We start from the raw sequence: 12697 nt of genomic DNA on the forward strand, positions 1-12697 counted from the left end.
GACAGGTGTGACCGTTCTGGTCGGGATCGCGATCTTCGTCGGGATCGTGGGCATCGTGGTGCCGATCCTGCCCGGGGCCATCCTCAGCCTGGCGGCGATCCTGGTCTGGGCGATCGTCGAACACAGCGCGACCGGGTGGATCGTGTTCGCGATCACCGTGGTCCTGATCGGTGCCAGTCAGGTGGTCAAGTACGTCGTACCGGAGCGGCGGCTCCGGGAGGCCGGCGTACCGCGCCGCTCGATGATCGTCGGGGTCCTGCTCGGCATCGTCGGGTTCTTCGTGATCCCGGTGATCGGCATGTTCATCGGCTTCCCGGTCGGCGTCTACGTCTCCGAGCTGCAGCGGCTGCGCACCCACGCCGCCGCCTGGACCTCCACCAAGCACGCGCTGAGGGAGACCGGCGTCTCGATCCTGATCGAGCTGATCGGCACCTCGCTGGCCGCGGCCGTCTGGCTGGCCGCCGTGCTCTTCGTTATCTGACTGCCAGCTGATTCTTAGCCGCACCGGAGCCCCGTCACAGTTCGCTGAGGCAGGGTGAGAAGACCCAGTGCCAGGTGTCCGGCCTGGCACGCAGTACGGAAGGCGCAGCAGGATGAAGCTTTCGCAGAAGCGATGGCGGCTCATCGGTACCGTGGCCGCGGTTGCCGCGACGACTACCGCCGGCGGGGTCGCTTGGGCGGCGACCAACGCGGATCCGACCCCGTCACCCTCGGCGTCGCCGTCCACGCCGGGGCAGCAACAACCCGACCGGCCCGGCAAGGGCGGCTTGGGGCCGCGTGGTGAGTTCGGGTTCGGCGGCGCGCTGCACGGCGAGTTCGTCGTACCGAAGGACGGCGGCGGGTACCAGACCGTCGCGACGCAGCGTGGGTCGGTGACCGCGGTCAGCAAGGACTCGATCACGGTCAAGAGCGAGGACGGCTACAGCCGCACGTACAAGGTCGACGCGGACACGCTGGTGAACTCCGCCCGGGACGGCATCGCGTCGATCAAGACCGGCAGCACGGTGAACGTGAGTGCGGTGGTGGCGGACAACACCGCGACCGCGACGATGATCAACGACGGTTCCGCCCGCGACGCGGCCGGTCAGAAGTGGGGGTTCAAGCACGGGCCACGCTGAGTGACTCACAGCTGATTGCCAGGAACCTTCCAGGGTTCACATGGGAACTCGCGGCAGACTGTCAGCATGAGTCCGCATCTGCTGGTGGTCGACGACGAGCCGAACATCGTTGAGCTCCTGTCCGCAAGTCTGCGTTTCGCCGGGTACGACGTGACCACGGCGACCCACGGCGCCGAGGCGCTGCGCAAGGCGCGGGACGTGGAGCCCGACCTGGTGGTGCTCGACGTGATGATGCCTGGCCTGGACGGGTTCGAGGTGGTCCGCCGGCTCCGCGGTGAGGACCGGCACGTGCCGGTGCTGTTCCTCACCGCCCGTGACGCTGTCGAAGACAAGGTGCTGGGCCTGCAGACCGGAGGCGACGACTACGTCACCAAGCCGTTCAGCCTGGACGAGCTGGTGGCACGGGTGCGCGCACTGCTCCGCCGGTCCGGTCACCGCGAGCAGACCGCAACCGAGGCCGCCGTACTGCGCTATGCGGACCTGGAGCTGAACGAGGACAGCTACGAGGTGTTCAAGGGCGGTCAGGCGGTGCAGCTGTCGCTGACCGAGTTCAAGCTGCTGCGGTGCCTGCTGGAGAACGCGGAGCGGGTGATGTCGAAGGGCCAGATCCTCTCCGCGGTGTGGAACTATGACTTCGCCGGTGACGCGGGCGTGGTCGAGTCGTACATGTCGTACCTGCGCCGCAAGGTCGACACCGGCGACCAGAAGCTGCTCCACACCGTCCGCGGGGTCGGCTACGTCCTGCGCACCCCGCGAGGCCCCAACTGATGCAACTGACCCACCGGCGGTTCGCCGACCGGTACCCGTTGCGCGTCACCATCGTCGTCGTACTGCTCGCGCTGGTGATGGTCGCTCTGGGCGCGTCCGGCGTACTGGCGACGACGATCATGCGCGGGTACCTGATCGACCGGGTCGACGAGCAGCTGCAGCAGACCGCCGTGTCGCTGTCCCACGCGCCGTCCGATCGGCGGCCGTTGCCACCGGGCGCGGGTCCGGCGCGGCGGCAGTTGCCGAGCCAGTTCGTGGTCCAGTTCAGCAACTCCGAGGGCGGCAGCGACAACGGACCGGTCGGCGCGCGGCCGGATGAGACCGAGCCGCTGCCGAAGTTGCCGACGCTCAACCTGAACCAGGTCCGCGCGCTCAACGGGAAGTCGTTCAACGTCGACGCCCAGTCCGGCGGTGCCACCTGGCGGGTCCTGGCAGTGCCGACGGAGGACGAGCAGGGGTCCGTCATGGTCGCCCAGAGCCTCAAGGAGATGGACCACACGATCCAGCGCCTGGTCGGGATCCAGGTCGCGGCCGGAGTGATCCTCCTGGTGCTGCTGGCCGGCGTCGGGACCTACGTCGTACGGCGAAGTCTGCGCGGACTCGAGGACGTCGAGCACACCGCGGTGGCAATCGCGGGCGGGGATCTGAGCCGGCGGGTGCCGCAACGGGACCCGCGGACCGAGGTCGGGCGGTTGTCACTCGCGCTGAACCAGATGCTCGGTCAGATCGAGACTGCCTTCGCGCAGCGGACGGCGTCGGAGTTCGCGGCTCGACGGTCCGAGGACACGGCCAGGCGTTCGGAAGAGGCTGCCCGGCAGTCCGAGGACCGGATGCGGCGGTTCGTGGCGGACGCGTCGCACGAGCTGCGTACGCCGCTGACGTCGATCCGCGGGTTCGCGGAGTTGTCGCGGCAGCGTGGTGACACGACGGACTCGGACACCATGCGCCGGATCGAGGACGAGGCCAAGCGGATGGGCCTGCTCGTCGACGACCTGCTGCTGCTCGCGCGCCTGGATCAGCAGCGCCCGCTTCGGATGGAATCCGTCGACCTACTCCCGATCGCCGCTGACGCGCTGCACAACGCCCAGGCCATCCAGCCCTCTAGGAGCCTTTCGCTCACGATCCTTCCGGACTCGGAAGCTCCCGTCGTCGAGGGCGACGAAGCCCGCCTCCGGCAGGTGCTGGGCAACCTGGTGAGCAACGCACTGAACTACACTCCGGTGGATGCGCCGATCACCGTCTCGGTCGGCACCCGAGGCAACGAAGCCGTCCTGGAGGTCAGCGACACCGGCCCCGGTCTCTCCGACGAACAGAAGGCCCGAGTCTTCGAACGCTTCTACCGAGCCGACACCGCCCGCAACCGCACCACCGGCGGCTCTGGCCTCGGCCTCTCGATCGTCGCCGCCCTGGTAGCCGCCCACAACGGCCGAGTAACCACCACCGACACCCAACCCCACGGCGCCACCTTCACGATCTATCTCCCCCTCAACCAGTAGCGTCCTCGCTCGCGCCGAACCAGCGGGTCAGGTGGGTGTTCAGGTCTTGCTGGTTGTTGCCCAGCCAGGCGATGTGGCCGTCGGGGCGTAGGAGGAGAGCGGGGGCGTCTACTGCGGCGGTCGGGTCGGTGAGGTGGTCGACTCGGTCTGACCAGCCGTCGGTGGTGAGGTGGCCGGTGCGATCGAGGAGCAGGCCGCGGCCTTGGTGCAGGACGTTGTAGAGGTTGCCGTGCTCGGTCTGGATGTCGCGTTGGCGGCGGCCTAGCAGGTCGGGGCCGTCGCCAAAGTCGTAGCGGAGGTCGATCGCGGTGATCTTTTCGATCAGGTGGCGGTTCACGTCGTCGAAGTCCATCAGCTCGGTGAGCAATCGACGTACGGCCTGGGGGCCTGGTTCGGCGGACAGCAGTTCCATCTGCGCGCGGGTGTTGTCCAGGACGGCGGCGGCCACCGGGTGGCGTTCGGTCTCGTAGGTGTCCAGGAGCGTCTCCGGCGCCCAGCCGCGGATCTGTGCGGCCAGCTTCCAGCCGAGGTTGAAGGCGTCCTGAATACCCAGGTTGAGGCCCTGCCCGCCGGTCGGCGGATGGATGTGCGCGGCATCGCCAGCCAGCAGCACGCGCCCGATCCGATAACGCTCGGCCAGCCGAGTGGCGTCCCCGAAGCGCGACAACCACCGCGGGGAGTGCGCGCCGAAGTCGGTCCCGGCGAGGGCGCTCAGGTGCTTCTTGAAATCGTCGAGCGTCGGTTCGCCGCGATCACTGACGCCCGCGACGGGGATGACGACGCGATAGACCCCGTCCGCGAACGGCGTGATGCTGAAGGTCTTGTAGGTCTCACGGACTTCGCCGACCTTGGCAGCGAGCTCGTCCGACGACACATCCAGCTCCAGCTCGCCCATCAGCGTCTCGTTGCGCGAGGGTACGCCGGGAAAGCCGACACCGAGCAACTTGCGGACCGTACTGCGTGAGCCGTCACAACCTACGAGGTACCGCGAACGCACCTGCTCCCCGCTGTCCAGTTCGACCGTCACGCCGTCGTCGTCCTGGACAAAGCCGACGACAGCGGAACCACGCCGTACCTCGGCTCCCCGCTGAATCGCGTGTTCCTCGAGGATCTGGACGACGACTGGCTGCGGGATGCCGAGCAGATAGGCGTGCGCGGAATCCAGGTCCGCCGGTGCGGGCTTGTCGATCGCGGCGAAGAAACCACCGGCCGGACGTTTCCGGCCGCGTTCGAGCATGCGATCCAGCAGACCGCGCATGGCCATCACCTCGAGACTGCGAATATGCAGTCCGACGATCCGGACGATGGATGCGGGCTCGGTCTGCTTGTCCACCACGAGTACGCGGACGCCGTGCAGCCGCAGTTCGGCGGCAAGCATCGCACCGGTCGGGCCGCACCCGGTGATGACTACATCGAAGATATCCACCCCGCCATACTGGTGCAGTGAACCGCTATCTGCTCGACAATCGTCGTCCCGAGGCCGGCGAACGATTCGGGGCACTCGCCGAACTCTTCGACCCGTGGACCTTTCGTCACCTCGACGACCTGGGGCTCGGCGAAGGATGGCGGTGCTGGGAGGTCGGCGCCGGCGGCGTCTCGGTGCCGCGTGGCCTGGCCGAGCGTGTCGGGACGAGTGGCCGGGTGCTTGCCACGGACATCGATGTGTCCTGGGCCGAGCCTGCGGCCGGCGGCGTGCTCGAGGTACGCCGGCACGACGTACTCCGCGATCCGCCGCCGGCGGAGAAGTTCGACCTGGTCCATGCCCGGCTCGTGCTCGTCCACCTGAAGGACCGCGCGGCCGCGATGCGAACCATGATCGACGCGCTCCGGCCGGGTGGATGGCTGGTGATCGAGGACGGCGACCCGGCCCTGCAGCCACTCGCCTGCCCCGACGAACGCGGCCCGGCCGAAGCGCTCGCGAACCGGCTGCGCGCCCAGATGCGAGCGCTGATGGCCGAGCGCGGCGCCGACTTCGCCTACGGACGCACGCTGCCCCGGCTGCTGCGGGAGTCAGACCTCGAAGACGTCCGTGCCGAGGCCTACTTCCCCATCGCCTCGCGGGCTTGCGCGGTCCTGGAATCGGCCACGGTCCACCACGTCCGCGACGAGCTCCTGGCTGCAAACCTGGCAACACCCGAAGAGATCGAGACCCACCTGGCGAACCTCGCCGGCGGCGACCTCGATCTCATGCTCGCGCCGATGATCACCGCCTGGGGCCGCAAGCCCGCCTGAGCTCGCTACAGCTTGGGGAAGGTGCGGTTGGCGGTTTCGCCGTGCTCGAGGACCTGCGCGGCGGGGCCGAGGATCTTGGGATCGGGGCGGGCGACCAGCTCCACGTCCTTGTCGGTGTAGTCGTAGAGGCTGAGGACGTGGCGCATCGCCTCCAGCCGCGCGCGCTTCTTGTCGTTGCTCTTCACAACGGTCCAGGGAGCGTGGTCGGTGTCGGTGTAGTGGAACATCGCCTCCTTCGCCTCCGTGTACGCCGCCCACTTGTCCAGCGAGGCGAGGTCGGTCGGCGAGAGCTTCCACTGCCGCACCGGGTCGATCTGGCGGATCGTGAACCGTGTCTGCTGCTCCGCCTGCGACACCGAGAACCACAGCTTGACGAGCAGGATCCCCGACCGGACCAGCATCCGCTCGAACTCGGGCGCCTGCCGCATGAACTCCTCGTACTGCTCCTGGTCGCAGTACCCCATCACGTGCTCGACGCACGCGCGGTTGTACCAGGAGCGGTCGAACAGCGTCATCTCCCCGGCGGCCGGCAGGTGCGCGACGTACCGCTGGAAGTACCACTGGGACTGCTCGCGGTCGGTCGGCTTCTCGAGGGCGACGATGCTCGCGCCGCGCGGGTTCAGGTGCTCCATGAACCGCTTGATCGTCCCGCCCTTGCCCGCGGCGTCGCGGCCCTCGAACACGATCACCAGCCGCTGCTTCGAACGCTTCACCCAGTACTGGAGCTTCAGCAGCTCGATCTGGAGCAGCCGCTTGTCCCGGTCGTAGATCTCCCGCGGCAGCCGCTCGCCGTACGGATAGCCTTCGCGCCAGGTGTCGACCGGCGTACCGTCGGCACGCAGCAGCACCGGATCGTCGTCCTCTTCGTCGAGGACACGAAAGCCGAGCTCTTGAACCAAGTCAGGGGTGTTCATGCCTTCAGCGTCAGCTCCCCGGATGACTGCCAGGTGAACAGCCTACCGTCGGCGGAGCTTGACCGTGCAGTCGCGACGATTGATCAGCTCACCGTCACGCATCACCTGCGCGCGGTCGTGTACCCGGCTGACCAGCGTCTCCCACTCAGCGTCCGCCAGGTCGAGGCTCTCGATCACCTCGTCAGGCGTCGGGAAGTGGATGTCCGGGTGCGGGTTGTGCTCCCCCGGCGGGAACCCCATGTGTCCCTCGATCAGCAGTACGCCGTGAGTCGCGACCACACCCGCCGCACTGCGCAGAATCGCATCCCGCGGCAGCTCGGTCTTCGAATGCAGGAACTGCACCGACACCAGATCGAAGGAGCCCTCCGGGAACGACAGGCCGAGCTCGTGCCGCTGCCAGTCGATCCGGTCGTCGACCCCGGCGTCCTTCGCGTGCTGTGCCGCTCGTTCGAGCGCGACCGAGGAGATGTCGACAGCCGTCACCGTCCAGCCTTGTCCGGCGAGCCAGATCGCGTCCGCGCCTTCGCCGCAGCCGAGGTCGAGCGCGCGCCCCGGCGTCAGGCCGGACACCTCGTCCACCAGGACGACGTTCGGCCGGCCGCTCCAGATCTGGTCGCGCTCGGCGTAGAACGAATTCCAGTAATTCTCGGACAGCTCCTCGGTCGTCATGTGAAGATGCTGCGTTGACCCGAGAACAACACGCAAACATCTTTGCCGGATCGGCAAATCACGAGGAGGACCGCGGTGATCGAGGACGGCGAGGAGATTCCACTGGTCGGCGGTGACGTGACCGAAGGGCTGGTCCGCGTCGGCGACACGGTCCGGCGTCCGCCGGCCGAGCGGGACGAGCTGGTCCGGGACGTGCTGCTGTACCTCGAGAAGGCCGGCTTCGACGGAGCACCGCGCTACCTCGGCGTCGACTCCGCAGGCCGCCAGACCCTCACGTACGTCGAGGGCGAGGTCGCCGGACGGCCGCGGCCGCCGTGGATCGCCGACGAGCAGCGGGCGGTGTCGGTCGCGCGGCTGCTGCGCGCGTACCACGACGCGATCGAAGGCTTCGGGATCCCGCCGAACCTGCCGGCGCTCATCGAGCCGGCAGGGCTGCCGCCCGTCGACGACCCGGTGGAGCTGATCGGCCATCAGGACGTGACACCGGAGAACGTGATCTTCCGCGACGGACGCGCGTTCGCGCTGATCGACTTCGACCTGGTCCGGCCGGTGAGCCGGGCCGGCGAGGTCGTGAACCTGATGCTGTGGTGGGCGCCGTTCGGCGAGGACACCGATCTCGATCCCGAACTGCGCGGTCTCGACCGGCCGCGGCGGTGCCGGCTGCTCGCCGACGCCTACGGCCTGTCCGAGCCGGACCGGCGGCGGCTGATGGAGCTCGCAATGGCCCGGGACGCGCGGGCCTGGCACATGATGAGGTTCCGCGCCGAGACGCTCGGCGGCGGCTGGCAGCGGATGTGGAGCGAAGGGGTCGGCGACACGATCCGGCACCGCCAGGCCTGGCTCGACGAGCACGCCGACACCATCACGACCGCCCTGCTCGCCTGAACCACCCGCCTGAGCCCACGCCCCAACCACACGCGTTAGCCGCGTCGGACGGCTGACCGCGGCTGAACCTGACCGCCCCTGACCAGGTTCAGCCGCGGCGCCTGGTCAGCGAGTGATCGTCACCTCGGCGCCGATCCGCGCGGACTCGTAGATCGCCGACAGCATCCGCGCCATCTCCAGACCCTGCTCGGCGGTCGCGTCGGCGGGGATCTCACCGCGGCAGATCTGCAGGAAGTGGTCGATCTGGTTCGCGAACCCGACCTGGAAGTCGAACCCGAGCGAGTCGATCTGCGGCTGGACGTGCAGCAGCGTGTCGTGCCGCTCGGTGATCATCAGCAGCTCGGGCTCGATCTCGGCGCCGCCCTTGTCGCCGTGGATCTTCACGCTCGTCGAGTTCCGGGCGTGCAGCGAGTACGACGTGTCCACGTCGAGGACCGCCCCGCCCTCGAACCGGATCTGCGCGGTCGCGTAGTCCTCGACGTTGTTCACCTTGGTCTCGGACGCGGCCCGGTACCGGGTCAGGTGCTGGATGTTGTCGCGCGCACCGAGCGGCGAGAACGTCGCACCGGACACCGAGACCGGCGTCGGCATGCCCATCAGGTACCAGCACAGGTCGATGATGTGCACGCCGAGGTCGATCAGCGGGCCACCGCCGGACACGTTGACGTCGCCGAACCAGCCGCCGGGGTTACCGGCCGCGCGGATGATGGTGGCCCGCGCGGCGTAGATGTCGCCGAACTCGCCCTCGTCCAGGAAACGCTTCGTCACCAGGGCGTTCGGGGCGAACCGCCGTACGTAGCCGATCTGCAGGGCCTTTCCGGTCTCCTCGGTCGCCTTGACCAGCGCCTCGGCCTCGGCCACGGTCACCGACATCGGCTTCTCGACCAGGACGTGCTTGCCGGCCCGCAGCGCCGCCTCGGCGATCTTGGCGTGCAGCAGGTTCGGTACGCAGATACTGACCGCGTCGACGCCGGGATCGTTGAGGATCTCGTCGACGACATCCGTGGCCCGCGGTACGCCGAACTCGTCGGCGCGCGCCTTCGCCCGCGTCTGGTCGATGTCGCACACGGCCACCAGCTCGGCCTGCGGGTTCTTCTGGTACGAGATCAGGTGCTGGGTCGCGATCGCGCCAACCCCGATCACTGCGATGCGGGTCGTCATGTCAGGCAGCTCCTGCCAGTCGGAGGATGTTGTTGAGCGAGCGCTCGATGGCGGCCGGAGTCGACTCCAGGCCTTCGAACTCGAGGCTCACCGGTACGTCGGGCTTGGTGGCGGCCAGCGCGAGCAGCCCAGCGATGTCCAGGTCGCCGTGGCCGGTGATCGTGCCGAGCAGGTAGTCGCCGGCCAGCGTCTTCAGCCAGCCGTCGCCGGCCGACCGGCGGATGTGGAAGTCCTTCACGCCGATCGACGCGGCGACGTCGATCAGGCCGGCGGCGGTCTTGCCGGGCACCTCGCCGACGCACAGACCGTTGCCGAGGTCGAGCGTGACGCGGAAGTTCGGGCGGTCGACGGCGTGCACCAGCCGCGCCAGCCGGTCGCTGCCGTTCATGAAGAAGCCGTGGTTCTCGATCGTCGAGGTGATGCCCAGCTCGGCCGCGTGGTCGGCGACCGCGCGGCAACCCTCCACGACCTGCGCGAACGTCGTCTCGAACTCGCCCGGGTCCTGCTCACGCCACGACCACGGCGCGACGTCGTGCCGGAAGATGCGGGCGCCGAACCGGTGCGCGACATCCAGTTGCCGGCGGAGCCGGTCGATCTCCTTGCCGTCGGCCGTCCGCAGGTCGCCGCTGACCAGGTAGTTCACGATCGGTACGCCGATGTTCTCGGCGTGCTTGGCAGTCGCGTTGACGACGTCGGGGTTGTCCAGGTAGTACTCGCCGTCCATGGCGGCGACCTCGATGTGTCCGGCCGGGGATGCCGCCACCCAGTCCAGGACCGCGATCAGGTCCATCTCGCCGCTGGTCATCAGCGAGCGGAAACAGTACGAGCTGACTCCGAGCTTCACTTGTGGTCCTCTCAGGTGTTCAGGGGAATGCGATGCCACGGACTCGGGTAGTCCTTGACGCCGTAGATGTCCGAGCCGAACCGGTCGAACGCGTTGCCGACCGCCCCGAGCACCACCGCCTCACGCCCCAGAGCCGAGGCGACGAACGGTGGACGTTCGGGGAAAACCAATTCGTTCTCGACCGCGGCGACGAGCGGCCGCAGCAGGACGCCGCTGTCCCGCGCGAGCCCGCCGCGAACCACGACGACCTCCGGGTCCACGGTCAGCAGCACGGTCGCGATCCGCCCGGCGATCTGCGCACAGAAGTCCTCGATCTCGGCTTGCGCGTCGAGGTCTCCGCCGGCTGCCGCCGTCAGCACGGCCTCAGCGGTCGGATGCGAGCTCCAGATCAACTGCCCCCGCTGCGCGTTTCGCGTCCAGCGCATCCCGCGCTGCGCTCCGAGCTCCCCGGCCAGGCGATGGCGTCCCTGGCGGATGACTCCGTTCAGGACGATCGACACCGACAGCCGCCGACCGATCTGCAGGTAGACGACATCGGAGTACCCGAGGCCGGCGCCGCCGCGCTGCTCGGCGAGTGCGGCCAGCTTGATGTCGTTGTCCACGGCAACCGGACGGTCCAGGTCCTTCGACAGAAGGTCTGCGATCGGCAAGCCGACGAGTTCGGGCAGCGCGAGGCTGGCCCGCAGGTGACCGTTCGCCTCGATCACACCGGGAAGTGCCACGCCGACCGCACGCAGCCGCTCGAGCTCGATCGAGTTCTCGTCCGCCGCGGCCTGGAGCGCGCGCTGGATCAGCGAGACCTCGGCGCTCCCATCGAGCTTCTGCTCGGCATAGGCCAGACGCCGACCGGACAGATCGCAGATGACCGCCCGAGTCCCCCGGGGACCTAGATCCACACCGGCGACGAGGCCTGCCTCACGGTCGAACCGGAAGGCCCGCGCCGGCCGCCCCGGCCCCACGCTCGCCGGCCCGGTGGCCACCACCAGCCCCAGCTCGAGCAGATCCTCCAGAACCGCATGCACCGTCGGTCGCGACAGGCCGGTCTCCGAGCTGATCGCTCCGACCGTCTGCGCGTCGTCGGCCTCGGCCAGGAACCGCAGACACGCCACCTGATTGGCCGACCGCTCCGCCTGAGCGGCCCCACGGGTAGCGTCCATCGGCCTCACCTGTTATGCAACCGGCTTTATTAAAGACGCTATCAGAACATCCTGGAGGCCGCAACGAAGTCTGCGGCGGAGACCCGGGCAGGACATAGGCTGTCCTGGTGAGTTCCAAGGACTACGACTTCCGGCCGCTGTCGGACGATCTGCGGCTCAAGCTCCAGGGCCGGCCCGCGTACGGCGTCGCCCGGGTCATGATCGCCTACCCGGGCACGGACCTCGAGTCCGCGGTCCGTGACTATCCGCAACTCCTCGAGGCCCTGCCGGAAGGGACGGCGGCCGGCGACCTGGGCAGGTACACGACCGGCGAGCAGCTGCACGGCATAGTCGCGCAGCGAGAGCGGAACCTCTTCGGCGTGGATGCCTACCTCGGCCGCTTCTCCAGTCGAGACGGCCGCAACGAGTGGCAGATCGGACAGGACGTCGGCGGTCGCGTGCAGGAGATCATGTCGCGGCTGGGCTCCACCGAGGCCGGCGGTGAGCAATTCGCCGAGGTCCTGCGGGCGGAGGCCTGGGTCGAGGCCCGCTATCAGCATGCCGTCGAGATGGAGCGGCGGGTGGGACCGATGCCCAGCGCGGGCGGGTCCCCGCGCTCCACCGGCAGGCAGCCGATCGCTGCGGACGGCGCGGCCGCCCGCGTCGGCGGACGCCCGCAGCCCCGTGGATCCAGCGGGCAGGACACGGCGCGCTGACCGCCGGACCGCGCTCCAGACCGTAGCCTCGAGCAACGATCCGGCCCGGCCTCAGCGCTGCAGGACGGTGCGTTCGACGACTGTCCACGCTGTCGTCGTCAACAGGTAGAGGCCGGCGGCCAGCGGCACGAAGGCCGCGGTGAGCAATGTCCCGAACGGCAGCAACCGGGCGAGTCTGCGGGACATCGGCGTGGCCGTCTCGTCGAGCTGACGGAGTTGCAGGCGGGCCGAGAACCAAGCGACCACCGCCAGCAACACCGCGAGAACGAGAAACGCCGGTGTGCCGGCGACGATCGGCCAGTGCACACCGAGCGGCGCACCGAGCAGGCTGCCGCTGATCAGCTGGTTCGACTCCCCCGCGACGATCGTGCGGGAGAACAGCGTGTACATCAGCCAGAAGAACGGCAGCTGCGCGAGCGTCGGCAGGAATCCCGCGAACATCGTCGTACCGGACTCCGACTGCAGTTTCGCCAGCTCACGCTGCAGGCGTTCGGGGTTGCCGCGATGGCGTTCGGTCAGCTGCTTCAGCTGCGGCATCATCGCCGCGCGTGCCTTCAGCCCGCGATGGGCGCGCACGCTCAACGGGACAAGGCACAGCCGGACGACGAGGGTGCACAGCACGATCGCGATCACCGCGGCGTACGCGCCGGTCAGCGGTTGGAGGGTCGAGACGAGGGACGTGAGCAAGTGATAGGCACCGGCGACCGGTGCCTCCAGGAAAGAAGGCACAGCAGAACTCCACGAGTGAGAAGGAACAG

14 protein-coding genes are annotated in these 12697 nt (G+C 68.7%); 7 read left to right on the plus strand and 7 right to left on the minus strand.

What is annotated here, in order from left to right; translation table 11 throughout:
- Window positions 1-7: 7 nt before the first annotated feature.
- From ABT313_RS21855 to ABT313_RS21870, 4 genes are all read left to right on the plus strand, one after another.
- On the plus strand, window positions 8-481 hold the full coding sequence (locus ABT313_RS21855) for a DUF456 domain-containing protein (RefSeq protein ID WP_350856630.1): 474 nt from the start codon (window positions 8-10) through the stop codon (window positions 479-481).
- A gap of 112 nt (window positions 482-593) precedes the next feature.
- Window positions 594-1118 carry a DUF5666 domain-containing protein gene (locus ABT313_RS21860; RefSeq protein ID WP_350856633.1) on the plus strand — a complete coding sequence of 175 codons (525 nt, stop codon included), beginning with the start codon at window positions 594-596 and terminating at the stop codon, window positions 1116-1118.
- Between the two features lie 66 nt (window positions 1119-1184).
- A complete protein-coding gene (locus tag ABT313_RS21865; protein WP_350856635.1) occupies window positions 1185-1886 on the plus strand; it encodes a response regulator transcription factor in 702 nt (233 codons plus the stop codon).
- Complete coding sequence (locus tag ABT313_RS21870) at window positions 1886-3382, plus strand: sensor histidine kinase (RefSeq protein ID WP_350856638.1); 1497 nt, start codon at window positions 1886-1888, stop codon at window positions 3380-3382. The genes ABT313_RS21865 and ABT313_RS21870 overlap by 1 nt, the downstream gene beginning before the upstream one ends.
- Here the strand turns inward: ABT313_RS21870 and rox are convergent.
- Window positions 3372-4808, minus strand: coding sequence for a rifampin monooxygenase (gene rox / locus ABT313_RS21875; protein WP_350856641.1), 1437 nt, complete (start codon window positions 4806-4808; stop codon window positions 3372-3374). The two genes, ABT313_RS21870 and rox, sit on opposite strands and share 11 nt — an antisense overlap.
- Before the next feature lie 17 nt (window positions 4809-4825).
- Between rox and ABT313_RS21880 the strand changes: the two genes are divergently transcribed.
- A complete protein-coding gene (locus ABT313_RS21880) occupies window positions 4826-5614 on the plus strand; it encodes a class I SAM-dependent methyltransferase (RefSeq protein WP_350856643.1) in 789 nt (262 codons plus the stop codon).
- A gap of 5 nt (window positions 5615-5619) precedes the next feature.
- Here the strand turns inward: ABT313_RS21880 and ppk2 are convergent, their stop codons facing one another.
- Complete coding sequence (gene ppk2, locus ABT313_RS21885; protein WP_350856645.1) at window positions 5620-6528, minus strand: polyphosphate kinase 2; 909 nt, start codon at window positions 6526-6528, stop codon at window positions 5620-5622.
- A gap of 42 nt (window positions 6529-6570) precedes the next feature.
- Window positions 6571-7197, minus strand: coding sequence for a class I SAM-dependent methyltransferase (locus ABT313_RS21890; RefSeq protein WP_350856647.1), 627 nt, complete (start codon window positions 7195-7197; stop codon window positions 6571-6573).
- A 75-nt stretch (window positions 7198-7272) separates the two neighbouring features.
- Here ABT313_RS21890 and ABT313_RS21895 point away from each other — a divergent pair, with 75 nt between their 5' ends.
- Window positions 7273-8082: an aminoglycoside phosphotransferase/kinase family protein gene (locus ABT313_RS21895; protein ID WP_350856650.1), complete on the plus strand. Its 810-nt coding sequence runs from the start codon at window positions 7273-7275 to the stop codon at window positions 8080-8082.
- Window positions 8083-8187: 105 nt separating this feature from the next.
- Here the strand turns inward: ABT313_RS21895 and ABT313_RS21900 are convergent, their stop codons facing one another.
- The 3 genes from ABT313_RS21900 to ABT313_RS21910 are packed head-to-tail and all read right to left on the minus strand — an operon-like array spanning window position 8188 to window position 11244.
- Complete coding sequence (locus ABT313_RS21900) at window positions 8188-9243, minus strand: Gfo/Idh/MocA family protein (RefSeq protein ID WP_350856653.1); 1056 nt, start codon at window positions 9241-9243, stop codon at window positions 8188-8190.
- Between the two features lies 1 nt (window position 9244).
- On the minus strand, window positions 9245-10087 hold the full coding sequence (locus ABT313_RS21905; RefSeq protein ID WP_350856656.1) for a sugar phosphate isomerase/epimerase family protein: 843 nt from the start codon (window positions 10085-10087) through the stop codon (window positions 9245-9247).
- A gap of 11 nt (window positions 10088-10098) precedes the next feature.
- Window positions 10099-11244, minus strand: coding sequence for an ROK family transcriptional regulator (locus tag ABT313_RS21910; RefSeq protein ID WP_350856659.1), 1146 nt, complete (start codon window positions 11242-11244; stop codon window positions 10099-10101).
- Window positions 11245-11351: 107 nt separating this feature from the next.
- Between ABT313_RS21910 and ABT313_RS21915 the strand changes: the two genes are divergently transcribed.
- Complete coding sequence (locus tag ABT313_RS21915; protein WP_350856662.1) at window positions 11352-11939, plus strand: hypothetical protein; 588 nt, start codon at window positions 11352-11354, stop codon at window positions 11937-11939.
- A gap of 51 nt (window positions 11940-11990) precedes the next feature.
- Here the strand turns inward: ABT313_RS21915 and ABT313_RS21920 are convergent, their stop codons facing one another.
- The gene (locus tag ABT313_RS21920) at window positions 11991-12668 is read right to left on the minus strand and encodes a YidC/Oxa1 family membrane protein insertase (RefSeq protein WP_350856665.1); all 678 of its coding nucleotides are present in this window, start codon (window positions 12666-12668) and stop codon (window positions 11991-11993) included.
- Between the last annotated feature and the right edge of the window lie 29 nt (window positions 12669-12697).

Origin of the sequence: Kribbella sp. NPDC000426, from assembly GCF_040300265.1 — a bacterium.
In the GTDB taxonomy this organism is placed as follows: domain Bacteria; phylum Actinomycetota; class Actinomycetes; order Propionibacteriales; family Kribbellaceae; genus Kribbella.

Excerpts from the sequence above, each read along its gene's own strand:
- ABT313_RS21860 (WP_350856633.1), top strand. The coding sequence starts at position 594 with ATGAAGCTTTCGCAGAAGCGATGGCGGCTCATCGGTACCGTGGCCGCG.
- ABT313_RS21865 (WP_350856635.1), top strand. The coding sequence starts at position 1,185 with ATGAGTCCGCATCTGCTGGTGGTCGACGACGAGCCGAACATCGTTGAG.
- ABT313_RS21870 (WP_350856638.1), top strand. The coding sequence starts at position 1,886 with ATGCAACTGACCCACCGGCGGTTCGCCGACCGGTACCCGTTGCGCGTC.
- ppk2 (WP_350856645.1), bottom strand. The coding sequence starts at position 6,528 with ATGAACACCCCTGACTTGGTTCAAGAGCTCGGCTTTCGTGTCCTCGAC.
- ABT313_RS21890 (WP_350856647.1), bottom strand. The coding sequence starts at position 7,197 with ATGACGACCGAGGAGCTGTCCGAGAATTACTGGAATTCGTTCTACGCC.
- ABT313_RS21900 (WP_350856653.1), bottom strand. The coding sequence starts at position 9,243 with ATGACGACCCGCATCGCAGTGATCGGGGTTGGCGCGATCGCGACCCAG.
- ABT313_RS21910 (WP_350856659.1), bottom strand. The coding sequence starts at position 11,244 with ATGGACGCTACCCGTGGGGCCGCTCAGGCGGAGCGGTCGGCCAATCAG.